The 17,031-nt window shown below is 36.6% G+C and carries 18 protein-coding genes; 4 read left to right on the forward strand and 14 right to left on the reverse strand.

Annotated features, from left to right (window positions below; translation table 11 throughout):
- Nucleotides 1–70: 70 nt before the first annotated feature.
- The 8 genes from U473_RS11975 to speE form a co-directional block, all read right to left on the reverse strand.
- Nucleotides 71–1,684, reverse strand: coding sequence for a CTP synthase (locus U473_RS11975; protein WP_068726687.1), 1,614 nt, complete (start codon nt 1,682–1,684; stop codon nt 71–73).
- A 201-nt stretch (nt 1,685–1,885) separates the two neighbouring features.
- A complete protein-coding gene (gene rpoE, locus U473_RS11980; RefSeq protein ID WP_235589116.1) occupies nt 1,886–2,455 on the reverse strand; it encodes a DNA-directed RNA polymerase subunit delta in 570 nt (189 codons plus the stop codon).
- A gap of 132 nt (nt 2,456–2,587) precedes the next feature.
- A complete protein-coding gene (meaB, locus tag U473_RS11985; RefSeq protein ID WP_068726691.1) occupies nt 2,588–3,535 on the reverse strand; it encodes a methylmalonyl Co-A mutase-associated GTPase MeaB in 948 nt (315 codons plus the stop codon).
- Nucleotides 3,536–3,631: 96 nt separating this feature from the next.
- Nucleotides 3,632–3,958 carry a LapA family protein gene (locus U473_RS11990; RefSeq protein WP_068726694.1) on the reverse strand — a complete coding sequence of 109 codons (327 nt, stop codon included), beginning with the start codon at nt 3,956–3,958 and terminating at the stop codon, nt 3,632–3,634.
- Nucleotides 3,959–4,084: 126 nt separating this feature from the next.
- Nucleotides 4,085–4,240, reverse strand: a complete 156-nt coding sequence (locus U473_RS11995) for a XapX domain-containing protein (protein ID WP_068726696.1) — start codon at nt 4,238–4,240, stop codon at nt 4,085–4,087.
- Nucleotides 4,237–4,686 carry a DUF1934 domain-containing protein gene (locus U473_RS12000; RefSeq protein WP_068726698.1) on the reverse strand — a complete coding sequence of 150 codons (450 nt, stop codon included), beginning with the start codon at nt 4,684–4,686 and terminating at the stop codon, nt 4,237–4,239. The genes U473_RS11995 and U473_RS12000 overlap by 4 nt, the downstream gene beginning before the upstream one ends.
- 83 nt (nt 4,687–4,769) lie before the next feature.
- A complete protein-coding gene (speB, locus tag U473_RS12005) occupies nt 4,770–5,639 on the reverse strand; it encodes an agmatinase (RefSeq protein ID WP_068726700.1) in 870 nt (289 codons plus the stop codon).
- Between the two features lie 6 nt (nt 5,640–5,645).
- Entirely contained in the window at nt 5,646–6,476 is an 831-nt protein-coding gene (speE, locus tag U473_RS12010) for a polyamine aminopropyltransferase (RefSeq protein WP_068727677.1), read from the reverse strand.
- A 259-nt stretch (nt 6,477–6,735) separates the two neighbouring features.
- On the opposite strand from speE, the gene U473_RS12015 reads away from it, so the two are divergent.
- Both U473_RS12015 and U473_RS12020 read left to right on the forward strand, forming a co-directional pair.
- Entirely contained in the window at nt 6,736–8,787 is a 2,052-nt protein-coding gene (locus U473_RS12015) for a transglycosylase domain-containing protein (protein ID WP_321164170.1), read from the forward strand.
- Between the two features lie 55 nt (nt 8,788–8,842).
- The gene (locus U473_RS12020) at nt 8,843–9,034 is read left to right on the forward strand and encodes a 2-hydroxymuconate tautomerase (protein ID WP_068726702.1); all 192 of its coding nucleotides are present in this window, start codon (nt 8,843–8,845) and stop codon (nt 9,032–9,034) included.
- 30 nt (nt 9,035–9,064) lie between these two features.
- On the opposite strand, the gene U473_RS12025 is transcribed toward U473_RS12020, so the two are convergent.
- From U473_RS12025 to glcD, 5 genes are all read right to left on the reverse strand, one after another.
- The gene (locus U473_RS12025) at nt 9,065–9,787 is read right to left on the reverse strand and encodes an ATP-binding protein (RefSeq protein ID WP_068726704.1); all 723 of its coding nucleotides are present in this window, start codon (nt 9,785–9,787) and stop codon (nt 9,065–9,067) included.
- A complete protein-coding gene (locus tag U473_RS12030; protein WP_068726706.1) occupies nt 9,742–10,668 on the reverse strand; it encodes a GGDEF domain-containing protein in 927 nt (308 codons plus the stop codon). The genes U473_RS12025 and U473_RS12030 overlap by 46 nt, the downstream gene beginning before the upstream one ends.
- A gap of 154 nt (nt 10,669–10,822) precedes the next feature.
- Nucleotides 10,823–12,169 carry a chloride channel protein gene (locus U473_RS12035; protein WP_068726708.1) on the reverse strand — a complete coding sequence of 449 codons (1,347 nt, stop codon included), beginning with the start codon at nt 12,167–12,169 and terminating at the stop codon, nt 10,823–10,825.
- Between the two features lie 76 nt (nt 12,170–12,245).
- The gene (locus U473_RS12040; RefSeq protein ID WP_068726711.1) at nt 12,246–13,547 is read right to left on the reverse strand and encodes a (Fe-S)-binding protein; all 1,302 of its coding nucleotides are present in this window, start codon (nt 13,545–13,547) and stop codon (nt 12,246–12,248) included.
- Nucleotides 13,537–14,955, reverse strand: coding sequence for a glycolate oxidase subunit GlcD (gene glcD / locus U473_RS12045; RefSeq protein WP_068726713.1), 1,419 nt, complete (start codon nt 14,953–14,955; stop codon nt 13,537–13,539). The genes U473_RS12040 and glcD overlap by 11 nt, the downstream gene beginning before the upstream one ends.
- A 213-nt stretch (nt 14,956–15,168) precedes the next feature.
- Here glcD and U473_RS12050 point away from each other — a divergent pair, with 213 nt between their 5' ends.
- A complete protein-coding gene (locus tag U473_RS12050) occupies nt 15,169–15,891 on the forward strand; it encodes a FadR/GntR family transcriptional regulator (protein ID WP_068726716.1) in 723 nt (240 codons plus the stop codon).
- 145 nt (nt 15,892–16,036) lie between these two features.
- Nucleotides 16,037–16,735, forward strand: a complete 699-nt coding sequence (locus U473_RS12055; RefSeq protein WP_068726719.1) for a zinc metallopeptidase — start codon at nt 16,037–16,039, stop codon at nt 16,733–16,735.
- 47 nt (nt 16,736–16,782) lie between these two features.
- Here the strand turns inward: U473_RS12055 and U473_RS12060 are convergent, their stop codons facing one another.
- Entirely contained in the window at nt 16,783–16,968 is a 186-nt protein-coding gene (locus tag U473_RS12060) for a hypothetical protein (protein WP_068726722.1), read from the reverse strand.
- Between the last annotated feature and the right edge of the window lie 63 nt (nt 16,969–17,031).

Genomic DNA, 17,031 nt, shown 5'->3' on the forward strand with positions numbered 1-17,031 from the left:
GAGAGAAGGGCACTTCTGAAGGTCGCAGCTTATGGAATATACAAACCCTTAAATGACAAGTGGAAGAAGGTTATTTGTTTTTGACTAATTTAGTTTCAAGTGATGCCTTAACTAAACCTTTAAATAAAGGATGAGGACGATTCGGCCTTGATGTAAATTCAGGATGGAACTGTGAAGCCACGAACCATGGATGATTAGGAATTTCAATAATTTCTACTAATTTTTCATCAGGTGAGGTTCCAGATATTTTTAATCCTGCTTCTTGTAATTGCTCACGAAATTCATTGTTAAACTCATAGCGATGGCGATGACGTTCATAAATCAGTTCCTCTTGATAAACTTGATGAGCAATAGAGCCTTCTTCTAGCTTACATGGATATAGCCCTAATCTCATCGTTCCCCCTAAATCCTCAATATCCTTTTGTTCTGGGAGAATATCGATCACAGGATATGGAGTTTTTAAATTAAATTCTGAACTGTTGGCATTTTTTAAACCAACGACATTTCGGGCAAATTCAATAACAGCTGTTTGCATGCCGAGACAGATTCCTAAAAATGGTTTTTCCTGTTCACGAGCATATTGTATTGCTGCAATTTTACCCTCAATACCACGATCACCAAAGCCCCCGGGCACCAATATACCATCTACATCATTTAAGATTTTTGCCACATTTTCTGTATTTACATCTTCTGCATCAACCCATTTAATTTCGATATCAGAATCATAGTGAAATCCTGCATGATAAAGTGCCTCTGCCACACTTAAATAAGCATCATGTAAAGCAACATATTTCCCCACAATGGCGATACGCGTCGTGTGAGACAAGTTTTTAATTTTATTCACAAGTTGGATCCACTCTGTCATGTCAGCTGGCTTGGTATCTAGCTTTAAATGGCGAACCACATACTCATCTAGCCCTTGAGCTTGTAACATCAAAGGAACATCATATAATGTATCTGCATCTAAGGCTTCAACCACAGCTTCTTTCTCAATATCACAGAATAAAGCAATTTTGCCCTTAATATCCTCTGATAAGGTGTGTTCTGTACGACAAACAATGACATTTGGTTGAATCCCAATACTTCTTAATTCTTTTACACTATGTTGGGTTGGTTTTGTCTTCAGTTCACCAGCAGCTGCGATATATGGGATTAAAGTGACATGGATATACATCACATTTTCCCGACCTACTTCACTTTTCATTTGACGAATCGCTTCTAAAAATGGCAGACTTTCGATGTCCCCTACTGTGCCACCAATTTCTGTGATAACAATATCTGCATTCGTTTCTTTTGCCGCCCGAACAAGGCGTTCTTTAATCTCATTCGTTATGTGAGGAATAACCTGAACGGTTCCACCTAAATAGTCACCACGTCTTTCTTTGGTAATCACGGTAGAATAAATTTTCCCAGTCGTTACATTATTATTTTTGCTTAAATTGATATCAATGAAACGTTCGTAATGGCCTAAATCTAAGTCTGTTTCAGCCCCATCTTCTGTAACAAACACTTCTCCATGCTGATATGGACTCATCGTACCAGGATCAACATTGATATATGGATCAAACTTTTGAATGGTTACTTTTAAACCACGGTTTTTCAGTAATCTTCCAAGAGAAGCGGCAGTAATCCCTTTACCTAAAGATGAGACTACTCCACCCGTTACAAAAATAAACTTTGCCATCTCATATTCCTCCTCTTAACTCTGGTATAGTTTAACCATCTTTTACCGTAAGGAAACAAAAAAACAAAAGTGACAGCTTCCCTAAGATAGGGGCACTTTTGTTTTTATCCCATAAAATATTTTGTTGTTTATTTCGTTCGTTATGGAAAATCTTAAGCCCAAAAAGTAGTTTACTCGTTGTCGTCTACAATGTCAAGAAATTTAATCATCTTCTTCTAGATCATCGTCTTCTTCTGAATCATCATTTTCATCTAAATCAACATAATCGTTTTGATCGTCTAATTCCTCATCAGTATCATCTTCAAAAAGATCTCCATCCTCTGTATCTTCTTCTAAATCAATGTCTTCGCTATCTTCTTCATCTTCATCATCTGCATATAATTCATCTTCTTCAATTAAGCCCTCTTCATCTTCATCAAGAAGACCTTCTTCATCTAGTTCCTCGTCATCATAAACGGTATAATCGTCTTCTTCATCGTCGTCGTGACTATAGTGTAAAGCATCTGCTTGATCAACAGGATACCATTGCTTTAATCCCCATTCATTTTGGCCGACATGAGCAAATCTGCCATCAATATTGATTTCTGTATACAACTGTGCGATGTTTTCAATGATTTCCTCTTCAGTCATTCCTTTTAATTGAGCGATTTCTTTAACTAAATCCTGATAAAAATATGTTTTCTTTGTTTGCTTTAAAATTTCATAAGCTATATCTACCATGGGTAGTTCTTTTAAACGTCTTTCTTCAATTTTTAAAACGATATCACTCAAGTCCCGGCACACTCCTTCTTTAGTTACCATTTACTTTATGAAAACCATTTTTGTTTACCATGATCTCAAATCTAACGAATGCAAACAATATTTTATCCAATTTTCCTCAGATGTCAAATATTTTATACTCCATTATGATTTCATAGGACATATTTTCTCAAACATGATTCGCGCAATTTCTTCAGGACTTCTTTCTTTATTTACTAATTGATCTAATTCCTTATTAAAAAATTGGGTGTAGATGGCAACATCTATCTTTTGTTGAAATAAGTGGTGCAAAAGCTCGACTACTTCTCTCTTTAAAAAGGAGGTTCTTTGCTTTTGAAGTACTCCTCGTTCGATTAAATATTGTTGGTGGTTTTGTAATGCCGCCCATAGTTCTTCCAATCCTACTTGATTTGTACTAATGGTTTTGATGATAGGTGGCTTCCAATTCGCATTTATTTTTGTCATCTCGATTAACATTTCAATCTCATGGATTAATTTCTCTACACCCGGTAAATCGCTTTTATTGATTACAAATAAATCGGCTATTTCCATCAGTCCTGCCTTGAACGCTTGGATCGTATCTCCCCCACCTGGATGGAGGACTACCATTATAGTGTCTGCAACGTTTATGATTTCTAATTCCGATTGCCCTACACCTACGGTTTCAATCAGAATATAATCATTCCCCATCGAATCTAATACTCTAACGACTTCCCTCGTCGTCTTTGCAAGACCTCCTAATGTTCCTCTACTTCCCATACTTCGAATAAAAACATTTGGATCTAAGGCATGTTTTTGCATTCTTATCCGATCCCCTAAAATGGCACCACCTGTAAATGGACTTGTTGGGTCTACCGCTATCACCCCAACCTTTGCTCCAGTTTGGCGAATGACTTGAATGATGGCATCTACCAATGTACTTTTCCCAGCACCGGGAGGTCCTGTTATTCCAATCACTTTGGCATGGCCTGTATAAGGATATAATTGATTAAGAAGTTCCACTTTCTCTGGTAAATCATTTTCAATGATCGAGATGGCTTTCCCAACACTACGTTTATTCCCCTCTAGGATCTGTTTTAACAGGTTCTCCATGATTTATCCCCTCAACCTAAACTGAATATTCAGATATTTATTGGTAAAAAATAAGGATTGAATCTTTCACTTCAATCCTATGTCATCGAATGATTCTTATGCCTGCTCGCCTTCAGTCTTAACCTCTGTTTCCTTATGAACCGTTTCTGTCTCCGTTTGTTTTTTTATCTCCTGTAGCTCTTGTTTTAATTGGCTGTTTTCCTTTTCTAACGTTTTCATTTTTCTTGTCGTTTGAATTTGTTTCATCGATGAAAGGATAAACATAAACAGTGCTCCAATCAGAATCGAAAAAATAATCATCAATATCAATGGGACATCTGCTTGTGTAAAATAAAAGTCGATGACTACAGGTTGTATATTCATAACAGCAAAAACGACGACAATAAGGGTAAAGAATAATAAAATAATTAATCTTGCCTGCATACGATCACCATCCTAGTTATCCTATTCGCTATCAAATGGTCTTTTCCTGCTAAGATAGCCCACAAAAGTGAAATAGAGATGTATATTACAACGAGCAAAGTCATCCATGCCTCTTTGAAGAAATAACTAGAATAACCAATCAAATAGTTTGAATCCCAAAAATATCCCTATAATCCCCATAATTCCAGGTAATGCGGGTGGTGCGGGAATAGGTAGTTTGAAGAACGCAAAAAGGAATCCAACCACCCCACCAGTTAGCAATGATAATAAAATTTCCTTCAATGTAAGATCCCTCTTTCCTCTTGATATTCTATTTCAACTTGATAATGTCCAATTTTTTGTTGGTCAATGTATACATCATAACTTAAATAAATTTTTCCTTTTAGCCATTCCTTCTCGATTTTGACCTGATGTGTTATCATCTCTAATTCTAATCTGCCATAAGGACTTAAATAGGCGTTTGACCATGTTTTCCCTTTTTCAAAAACTTGTTTCATACTCACATCGCCTTGACGAATAATCGTTACAACCGGTGAATCCTTTTCAGCCTCTTTCCACTGAACAATCGTCGCTGTTTTTCCTAAGTCCTCTAACTGTTCTTCATAGCGCAAATAAACTGACTCATCTTTAAGATATAATTTGCCCTTCCCCTGAAACGTCATTCTATCCTCTTCACCATAAGGATGACGAATATAAGTGATGACTTGTAATGTTACATCTTGTTCCATTTTTCTCACCTTGTTTTATGTACAGATATTTCCAACGGTAGAAAAGCTTCTATCCTAGCTTTCCGATGCATTGGATAGAAGCTTTATCTAATAAATCCCAAAAGGATTTCTCTTACTAATTTAGAAGCAAGGATTGATGTCTGATCAGAAGAATCAAGAACAGGTGCAACTTCTACTATGTCAGTTCCTACGATTTGAAGTCTTGAACGAGCCATTTCATGAATCGCTGATAGCAATTCTTTTGGGGAAGTACCTCCAGAATCAAGAGTTCCTGTTCCAGGAGCAGCACTTGGATCGATCACATCAATATCAATCGTAAGGTAGACAGGGCGATCCTTTATCGTGGGTATCACCTTTTTCAATGGTTCAAGTACTTCAAAGGGATAAAAGTTCAAATTTTGTCTTGCAAATGCAAATTCTTCTTTGGTTCCAGAACGGATACCAAATTGATAAACGTTCCCTCCCCCGATCAATTCTACTGCTTTACGAATAGGGGTTGCATGGGAATAGAGTTCACCCTCATAATCTGTTCTTAGATCGGCATGGGCATCAATATGAATTAAAACCATATTAGGATATTTTTTATAAACCTCGCGAATGACTGGCCATGTGACTAAGTGTTCTCCACCTAAGCCTAAAGGAAATTTACCATCCTTTAGAATTTTTGCAACATATTCCCCAATCATATTAACGCTTTTTTCTGGATTACCAAAAGGAAGGGGAATATCACCAGCATCAAAATACTTTACTTCCGTTAATTCTCGATCTAAATAAGGACTGTATTCTTCTAAAAGAATCGATACTTCTCTTATACTTTTCGGGCCAAACCTTGAACCGGGACGAAAACTAACGGTAAAATCCATTGGCATGCCATAAATAACGACTTGAGCATCCTCATAAGTAGGATGGGCTGCAATAAAGACATTTCCAGAATAGGCCTCATCAAATCTCATTAAACCTTACTCCTTTACTAAGTCTTCAACAAATTTAGGTAATTGAAAAACAGACTTGTGAATACTTGGTGAATAGTACTTGGTATCTAAATCTTTTAACTCTGATTCATTCACTTTTAATGGGTCATATTTTTTCGAACCCATCGTAAAGCTCCATAATCCGCTTGGGTATGTCGGAATACTAACGGTATAGAGTCTGGTAATAGGGAATATGGAACGGATATCCTTAAACACTCGACGAATTAAATCTTGGTTAAACCATGGAGATTCAGTTTGAGCAACAAGAATTCCATCTTCTTTTAAGCAATCATAAATTCCTTGATAAAAGCCTTTTTCAAATAATCCGACTGCAGGACCCACTGGTTCTGTCGAATCGACCATAATCACATCAAATTCATTTTTATGATCGTGAATATATTGAATTCCATCTACGACCTGAACATCTACACGTGGGTCATCAAGTGCCCCCGCAATTTCAGGTAAGTATTGTTTTGAAGTTTCAATCACTCTACCATCAATTTCAGCTAATACTGCTTTTTCTACACTAGGATGTTTAATGATCTCACGAATGGCTCCACCATCTCCTCCACCGACAACTAAAACTTTTTTAGGATTTGGATGTGTATTTAAGGCCACATGGGTGATCATCTCATGATAAACAAATTCGTCTTTAATTGTGGTCATTACCATACCATCTAAAACAAGCATCCGACCAAATTGATTCGTATCAATAATATCTAGTTGTTGGAAGTCTGTTTTTTCACTATGTATGGTTTTAGAAATCTTCGTCGTTATCCCATGATTAGGGGTTTGTTTTTCTGTGTACCATAATTCCATTAATCCCATCAATGCTTCATTATTCATCTTTCCAGCCTTCTTTCTATCTTCATTTTCTTTTCATCTTTTCTATTCACATTTCTTCCTTAGATTTACCCTTTTTGCTTATTTTCATCACGATGTACAACAAATTGTATTATATTAAAAACGAACAAAAATGCAAGAAAAAATTGACTTTGCCTTCTGCCTCAAGTATAAGCTTTTCTATTTTTACCCATAATGGTAAATAAAGATTTTGCTTGGAGAGGAGGCAAATGTGTTGAGTAAATATGATCCATTAAATGAAATGATGTTATACCGAGTTTTAAAAAAGATTAAAAAAATTTTGCTTGTATTACTCTCATTGTTTTTTATTTTTAGTAGTTTATTGTTATTTTTTATTCTCTATTTACAAGCAAAACCTCTTCCTAAGACAACGATTGAGCAAACTTCTTTTATTTACTCGATGGATGGAGAAGTGATTGATGACCTTTATTCTGGAGTGAATCGTGAATATATTCCTCTTTCTAAGATTCCAAAGTCATTGATTGAAGCAACAATAGCAATTGAAGACCGAAAATTTTATAGCCATTTTGGCCTTGACTTGATTCGGATTGGTGGGGCGGTAATTGAAGACATCAAACAGATGGCTAAAGTACAAGGGGCTAGCACAATTACTCAACAGCTTGCAAGAAATCTCTATTTAACACTAGATAAAACATGGAAAAGAAAAGTGAATGAGGCTTTATTAGCCGTTCAATTAGAGTTTCAATATTCGAAGGATGAAATCCTTGAAATGTATTTAAACCAAATCTACTATGGCCATTCTGCAAATGGGATTCAAATGGCTGCAAAAACTTATTTTAATAAAGATGCTGCTGACTTAGATTTAGCAGAAAGTGCAATGTTGGCTGGAATCCCAAAAGGTCCATCTGTTTATTCTCCATTTAAAAATCTGGAGAAAGCAAAAAGAAGACAAAAACAAGTTTTAACTTCTATGGTTGCAGTAGGTTATATTACACAGGAAGAAGCAAACAAGGCATATCAAGAAAAACTTATTTTTAAAAATCCAAATGAAAAAGTAAATTTAGCAAGTGCACCTTATTTTCGCGATTACATTGTTTCCCTCGTTAAAAATGAATATGGAATTGAAGAGGAACAGCTTTATCAAGGTGGCTTAAAAATCTATACCACGTTAGATTCAAAGATGCAAAAGGCCGCAGAGGAGACATTGGCCAACCGACTTCCTAAGGATCGACTTTTGCAGGGTGCTTTAATTAGTATCGATCCAACTAATGGTTTTATTAAAGCAATGGTGGGTGGAAGAGATTACCAAAAGAGTCAATATAACCGAGTATTTGCAGAAAGGCAACCAGGGTCTTCCTTTAAACCTATTTTATATTTAGCAGCCTTAGAAAATGGGTTTACACCTGTTAGCAAGTTTAAGAGCGAGCCTACTGTTTTTACATTCGGACAAAATCAAACCTATCAGCCTACCAATTTTGGAAACCGTTATCCAAACCGAGAAATCGACTTGAGATATGCTTTAACCCATTCTGATAATATTTATGCGGTAAAAACCCATATGGAAATTGGAATGGAAAAGTTAGTAGAAATGAGTATGAAGCTTGGAATCGATAAGGATCTAAAACCCTACCCATCCTTAGCATTGGGTAGTCAAGAGGTAACTCCGTTTGAAATGGCCAAGGCATACGCAACCATTGCTAATCAGGGGAAAAGAATTGAACCTACAGCGATTCTAAAAATTGAAGATGTGAATGGTAACGTCCTCTATGAGAAAAAGGAAATCATAGAAACTGAAGTAGTTTCTGCTGATTCAAGTTTTATTTTAACCTATCTGATGGAAGGGGTCTTTGAACAAGGGGGCACAGGTTATTCTGTTTCTGATCGCTTAAATCGCCCGATTGCTGGAAAGACGGGTACAACGGATTATGATGCCTGGTTGATTGGCTACACTCCCCAGTTGGTTACTGCGCTTTGGGCAGGTTATGATCAAAATGAGAAATTGGTAGAAGGAGACTCAATGATCAGTAAGGAAATCTGGGCAGATTATATGAAAAAGGCTCATCAATCATTACCCTTACAGTTATTTACTGTACCTGAGGGTGTCATTAGCCTCTATATTGATCCTGAATCGGGAAAAATTGCAACAGAAGATTGTCCCAATCCTCGATTAGAAGCTTTTGTAAAAGGAACTGAACCGACTGAATATTGTGACCTGCATCAAAATGAAGATAAGGAACCTAAGCCAATTGAACCACCCAAAAATGAATCTTTCTGGAGTAGATTAAAGTATTGGTGGAAACAATGACCAATCGATACTATAATAGAAATGTATACAACTAATAGGACAAGGGGATGAGTTGATGCCATTTGTTACAATTGAATTGATTGAAGGACGTTCACCTGAACAAAAAAGAGAACTCGTAGAAAAAATTACAAAGGTTGTTACTGAAACAGTCAATGTTCCTGCAGAAAGTGTTTATGTTTTTATTGAAGATTTAAAGAAAGACCATTTTGCCCGTAATGGGAAATTAGTGATCGATGAGCAAAAATAATAAATCGCGCCTAAGGCGCGTTTTATTATTTTAATATTCCTCTACCCTTTGTTTTGGCAGTGAAATCGTAAAAGTTGTTCCTACTCCTATCTCACTAGTGACCTGAATTTCCCCTTGATTTTCTTTCACAATCCGATAACAGATAGGAAGCCCCAATCCTGTTCCCTCTTCTTTTGTGGTATAGAATGGTTCAAAAATCTGTTTCAGCTTATCCTTTGGAATCCCCTGGCCATTATCTTCGATACAAATATGGATATGATCCAGATCATCCCTGCAATAAATCTTTACCGTTCCCCCTTCTTTAGGTAACGCATCTAGGGCATTTTGAATTATATTAATAAATACTTGTTGAAATTGCTGTTTGTCAACATAAATTGGATACTTACAATCAAGAGTTTCTACCTGAATCTCATGCCCAAGTAAAAGAGCTTTTGTTTGTAATAATATGATCACATCCTCCAAAACTTGCTGTACCAACCACTCCTTTTTAGCTACAGGACGGTTTTGAGCAAGATGTAAAAAATCGTTTACCAATTGATTCACTCGATCTAATTCAGCGACAATGATATTCTCCCACTGTTTTAAACTTTCGCTTTCTTTGGCAGATAACTGTATAAATCCTCGTACAGCAGTTAACGGATTGCGAATCTCATGAGCCAATCCAGCAGCCAATTGACCAATCACTGATAGGCCTTCCATCCTTTTTTTCATATCTTCTTGTTGGTTTTTATATTGTTGTTTATCAAGAGCCAATTTTTTTGTGCAACCCAGACCAATTTCTCGGGTTCTGTTGCCTCCTCAGGATAAGAAGCCGTTGCAATCGAATATTTTAGCGGCATCGCTTCTGTATGACTAAATGAAATCTCCTGTAAAATCATTTCAATTTGTTGATATATGTCTTTTAGATCTCCATCGACGCCTATAACGAAACAATCGCCCTCATAACGGGAAAGTAAGGTCTGCTTAGGAAGGAGATTCCGCAATTCATTGGCTAATAACTTCAGAAATTGATCTCCCTCTTCCTCGCCATGCAAAAGATTGATTCTTTTAAAATCATTAAAATCGATAAAAATAATATGATAAGCGGTCGGTTTATTCTGCCAAACATGATGTAATTGATGTTGAAACCCCTTAAAATTATAGAGCCCTGTTAAATAATCCTGGTGAGATTGACTTTCGCTTTGTCGGTAAATCCGAACAAAATAATAGGCAAAATAGGAAATGAAAAAAATGACAGTTACATCATAAAGCGTAATCATCAAATCTTTTAAGGTTAAGTTCGTAAATAGAATTTCGATAAAAGCGTGAATAAGCGAATAGAATAAGGTGGTAAGTAATAAGACTTTTCGAGAGTTAATTTCGGTTGCTAAATAAATGACCACAGAATAATACAAGACATGAACAAATTGGGATACATCCAAAAAATGAATCATTCCGATATCTAAGACTAGAAAAGCAAGGATATAGTTGTTTGAAAGGTGATGGCGAAAAATTTTTAGGTTAAAAGTAAAAAGATTAAGTAATCCAAGAAGAATAAGAAGCCATAACAATTGTAATTGGAAACCAAGAAGGAGGGCGTTAATCATTCCGGTCATGATTGAAAACATGACAATAAACCAGCGAAAATTTCCCATGGATTACCCCCCTATTCTCTCCAGACTATCGTTTCTCTCTAGACTATCGTTCAATATATTTATTCGACAAAATTTACTAATTTCCTTCACAACTTTTACAACTATTTAATATAACCTACAAAAAACCTACTAGAATTTTTTCTAGTAGGAAACTTTAATTGTCTTTTTCTTTCTGATTATGAAGAAGAACATGCATTTTATTACTTAATCTTAATTTTTGAATTTGTCGAATTTCACAATTGATATCTGTGTCGATTGAAGGTGATTTAGACATCGAAAGAATTTGACTTGGATATACACTACGATGGCCAACCACAAGATAGCTTATAACACTTACGATCGAAGCATAGGTGGCAACTTTTACGCCAAATAATTCCATGGCCATTATAATCGCCGCTAATGGTGTATTGGCACTTGCAGCCAAAAATGAAACCATCCCTATCGCTGAATACATAGCTAAATCACCATGGATAAGCTGCGCCCATGCATTTCCTAAAGTAGACCCTATATAGAAAACAGGAGTTAATATTCCTCCACTTCCACCTGAGCCTAACGTTACAGATGTTGTGAAAATCTTAATAAAAAAAGAAAGTGAATCTACCTTATGCCCTGCTAAGGCCTGATCAATCACATAGGTTCCTAGTCCAATATAGTCCTTGCTATGGGTTAATAAGACGATAAATATCAAAATAAAGCCACCAATGAATCCTTTTAGAGGTTTATAGATTTTAAGGGAATACTGAAAATATGCCTCAATGATGTGTAAAGCTTTGATTAACAATAAAGAGATTAATCCAATTAGAATACCGAACAAAATAAGATAGAAAAACATTGATATTTCGCTTTTCGCTGGAACTTGTATGGCATATTTAAAATGCTTTACTCCCAAGTATTCATTGATATGAAAGCTGACATAAGCAGAAATTAAAGAGGGTAATAGAACACGATAAGAAAATTTACCTATAAATAAAACCTCTGCTGCAAAAATAGCCCCTGCAATCGGAGTGCCAAAAACCCCTGCAAATCCAGCACTAATTCCACATATTACAAATCTTCTCCGATCATCTTCGTTAAAGCGAAAAAGGTCAGAAAAGGCTGAAGCAATTCCTGCCCCAATTTGGGCACTTGGGCCTTCTTTCCCAGCAGACCCACCAGATATAAGGGTGACTAATGTAGCAAAAACCTTAATCGGTACAACTTTTACATCGATCTTGCCATTTTTTTTATGAATGGATTCAATTACTTTTTCTGTTCCATGACCTGCTGCATCTGGTGCAAATCGTAATACCATCCAACTACTTAAAAAGAATGCAATCGGCATAAAAAGATAATAATAAGGCCATTCAGCTGCCTTTTCCGTACCATAAGCAAGCGTATTTAAAAATAAAGCAGTCACTCCTCCTACCACGGTTCCTACAAAGATAGATAAAAAAATCCATTTGATTGTGCTCAATAGTAGGATGGATTCCTCCAGAACCTCCTGATTGATCTCTTTTTTCATCAAAAACCGCCTCCAAACTTTAATTTTAGCACTGTAGTTAATTGAAGACAATAGAATAGAGACGGCCTTTTAGAATCTAGTTTAGATTTTTCACGCCAGCTGCTTCAGCTAAAAGATCTGCAATATGAACAGCTCTTACTTTACCTTCTAACCCTGCTCTTTGAATACCGATCCTCATTTGCAATAAACAGCCCGGATTAGCGGTGACAACTATAGAAGCATTTGTATCGATTACATTTACCATTTTTGCATCTAAAATCTGCATTGAATGGTCGTGGTGAACCATATTGTAGGTTCCGGCAGAACCGCAACAAGTTCCAGCACCCTTCATTTCCACATATTCAATACCAGGAATCGCTTGAATCAGTTTTCTTGGTTGTAAAGTAACCCCTTGAACATTGGCTAAATGGCATGAATCCTGATAAGTCACACGGACATTCATCGGTTTTAGCGGTGGTAGTTCATCAATTTCAGCCAGTATCTCGTTAATATCCTTCACTTTTTTGACAAATAATTTCGCTCGATCACTCCATACAGGATCATCCGCGAGAAGCTTATCATATTCTTTTAACATTGCCCCACAACCACCTTGGTTATTGACCAAATAGGTTGCCCCAATTTCTTCCATCATTTTAATATTCTTTTTCGCCAATTCTTTGGCTAGATCTATTTCACCTGCATGAGCATGAACGGCTCCACAACAAGTTTGACTTTCTGGATGAATGACAGGGAAACCACTTTCTTTTAATAATGCCATTGTAGATTGGTTTATTTCGTGAAAAATAGCGTCTTGAATACAACCACTAAAAAAAGCAACTGTTGGTTTATTTGTTTTTCTTTCAGGTTCAACTCGTTTTGGCAGCATCGATTTTAAAGAAGATACTTCTGGAAGGACCCTTTCAAACGTTTCCATATGCCAAGGAAGTACTTTAAGTACACCGCTTTTTCTGACGACTTTTTGAAGACCTGATTTTTGATAGATTCGAATTCCACCTCTTACCCATTTCATTCTCTTAGGATAGGGTAATAGTTTTCTTAAAAATAACCATCGAACCGCCTTCACCGTCGGTGAAAAGTTGGTTTGTTTCGTAATGACCTCTTTTGCATGCTCTAGCATTTGGCCATATTGTACCCCTGAAGGACAGGCAATTTCACAAGCTCGACAACCCAAACATAAATCTAGTGAATCCATAATATCATTGGTGACAAGAGCACCATCCTGTACCGATTTCATTAAGGCAATTCTGCCCCTTGGAGTCGCAGTTTCTTTTGGTATGATTTTGTATGTCGGACATACAGAAAGGCAAAAACCACACTGCATACAATTTAATAGATCATCCTCTGAAATTCCTAAAGCTAATGAAAGATTACCGCTCATGCTGGATCACAACTCGCTTTCTTGCTTGTTCTACGAATAGTTTCCCAGGGTTTAAAATCCCTTTTGGATCAAAAGCTTTCTTTATGCCCTTCATTACTTCAACCCCAGATTCACCAATTTTCCACTCCAAATAACTTGCTTTTGCAATCCCTACTCCATGTTCCCCTGTAATGGTTCCTCCTAAATCAATCGTTTTTTCGTAGATTTCATCAAACGCTTTTTCTACATGCTCAATTTCATCTGTGTTGCGTACATCCGTTAAACAGGTTGGGTGAAGGTTTCCATCCCCTGCATGGCCAAATGTACAAATGTGCAAATCATATTTTTGAGCGACTTCCTTTATCTTATCTACTAATGGTGCAATTTCTGAACGAGGAACCGTCGCATCTTCAAGAATCGTAGTAGGTTTAAGCCTTGCTAGAGCAGAAAGTGCCATTCTTCTAGCTGTCATTAACTGATTCGCTTCCTCTGTAGTTTGAGCCACTTCAACAGAAACGGCTCTTTCCCCTTTGCAAATCTCTGCCATCCGGGTAATATCTCGATCTACTTGGTCTTTACTCCCATCTTGTTCCATTAACAGGATCGCTTCAACATCGCGAGGTAATCCTATTTTCACATAATCCTCAACTACATTAATCGTTGCATTATCCATAAATTCTAGGGTAACAGGAATGATTTTATTGGCAATAATCTTAGATACAGCTTTTGCTGCATCTGTTAAATCCTTAAACATGGCTAACATCGTTCTTTTCGTTTCAGGCAATGGTAAGAGCTTTAAAGTAGCTTCTGTAATCACAGCTAAGGTTCCTTCAGATCCGATCAATAGCTTTGTTAAATCATACCCTGCAACATCCTTTGCTAGTTTTCCGCCTGTTTTTAGGATATCTCCGTTTGGCAAAACAGCTGTTAACGCAATGACATAATCCTTTGTTACACCATATTTTAAACCACGTAATCCCCCAGCATTTTCAGCAATATTGCCGCCAATTGTTGAGATGCGTAAACTTCCTGGATCGGGTGGATAGAATAATCCTCTTGCCTCTACCGCTTGATGGATTTCGGCGGTAATCACACCAGGTTGAACGGTACAGGTTAAGTTTTCTTCATCGATCTCTAAAATTTGATTCATTCGATTTAACCCTAAAACAAGCCCACCTTTAAGTGGAACCGTTCCACCACTTAAATTAGTTGCAGATCCTCTTGGTATAACTGGGAACGCAAAGTGATTGGCAATCTTTAGAATTTCTGAAACTTCTTCGGTTGTTTTTGGTAAAACAACGACATCAGGCAGTTGTTGGTACATCGGCGTTGAATCATAGGAGTAGGCAACCAATTCTTCAGGTTGATCCATTACCCAATCTTTCCCCACCACATCAATCAATTGCTTTTTTATCGTTGGATCTAACATCTTAAATCCTCTCCCCCAATAAACATAGTTCTATTTTTTTGATTATCTGATGACCTTATCATACCATAAATGAAAGCGCTATTTTTTATAAATTTTTATTTTTTTAGAATTTGTTTTGGTTAAATTTTGTTTGGTTATTTACACTGTTTCATTTAAAATATAAGTTGTACGATAATACGGATAGTGTGAATATCCCTTGAGGTGATTCATTTTATGGAATTTCAACAAATAAAACCGCAAAAAATCTATGAACGTGTAGCAGAACAGTTAAAAGAAATGATTATAAATGGTGACTTAAAACCAGGAGAGCGTTTATTATCTGTTCGCGAATTGGCTGAACAGTTACAAGTAGGACGAAGTGCCGTACGTGAGGCATTAACTGCCTTAAATGCAATGGGGTTAGTGGAAATTCGCCAGGGCGAAGGGACTTTTGTAAAAAAATATACAGAATCAGATCTGGTTTCCTTCGATATCTTTACCCTCCTCCTCGATTTTGAGCAAATTCAATCTTTGTTAGAGATTCGGAAAATTTTGGAGGTATCCGCTGCAGAATTAGCTGCGGAGCGTCGAACAAATGAAGACCTATTTCATTTAGAACAAGCGTTAAAGAAGATGGAAGTGGATTTAAGCAACCTAGACGCAAATGAAGAGGCAGATTGGATGTTTCATTATGCTTTGTCTAAAGCGACTAAAAATAATATGCTTGTTTATATTATTGAAAATATCTCAGATGCCATTAAAAAGAGCTTGAGAACAAGTCGAAAGGTTCTTTTTTCGATGCCAAAAACTCCTGAGCGTTTACTTACGGAACACCAAAATATTTATCAAGCGATTGAACAAAAGGATGCTGAATTAGCAGCTTCACTGATGTTTCAGCATTTAAAACAAGTAGAAAATACGTTAACTAAACTTTCAAAAGAAAAAGGGCAAAAGTGAAACCTTTTGCTACAAATCGTCGTATATATCTTATAAACCCCCAAAAGTGACAGTTTCCTTCGAAACATATTCCAATTACTTTTGGAGTCTCTATGAATAGGGTATAATAAAATATGATCTTATCATGTTGGAGGGATGTTTTTCGATGTTCTTCTTTAGTGGTTATCCATTGCTTGATCTCTCAATTTTGGCTGCTTTTGGTTTATCCATTTGGGCCCAATTTAAAGTACAAGGGAACTATAGAAAATGGTCAAAAGTTGCTGCTTCTTCGGGAATCACTGGTGCTCAAGCAGCACGTCATTTGTTAGATCGTAATGGGCTATATGATGTTCCAGTAGAACCTGTTAGAGGTACTTTATCAGACCATTATGATCCAATTCACCGTGTCGTTCGTTTATCTGAAAATGTTTATTACGGAAATTCCATTGCTTCGATTTCTGTTGCATCTCATGAAGTTGGACATGCGATCCAACATAAAGAACAATATAGCATGTTAGTCTTACGCCATCGTATATTCCCTATTCTCAACTTTACTTCTGGTTTAGCTCCATTATTACTGATTGGCGGTTTTCTATTCCGCTGGGCTGAACTAATTGGTTTAGGGATTGTCTTTTTCGCAACCGTAGTTGCATTTCAATTGATTACATTACCAGTAGAATTTAATGCTTCCAGCCGGGCAAAAGATTTGATGGTTGCTGAAGGGTTTATTCGCAACACAGAGGAACACGGTGTGAATAAAGTATTAGGGGCAGCAGCACTTACCTATGTTGCAGCTGCATTGATGGCCGCATTGGAATTGTTACGTTATGTATTCATTTTTATTGGGATGAGAAACGACGATTAAAAATGAAAGAACTGTCTCAGAATGTGAGACAGTTCTTTTTGTGCTTTTTACTTCATACCAATGATTTGATTTTCTGTTGTTGATGCTTTTCTTTTTTTGCCCCAGTCTTTTACAATAGGGAAAACGATTGAAATAATGGTTAAAGCAATTAAGACTAATGATACAGTTGATTGGTAAAAAATATGAAAATCTCCGTTAGAAATCGTTAATGCTTGTCTAAAAGATTGTTCCATACTATTACCAACGATGACTGCTAAAATAAGGGGTGCTGTTGGTTGGTATATCTGCCTTATTCA

Source organism: Tepidibacillus decaturensis (genome assembly GCF_001561915.1).
In the GTDB taxonomy this organism is placed as follows: domain Bacteria; phylum Bacillota; class Bacilli; order Tepidibacillales; family Tepidibacillaceae; genus Tepidibacillus_B; species Tepidibacillus_B infernus.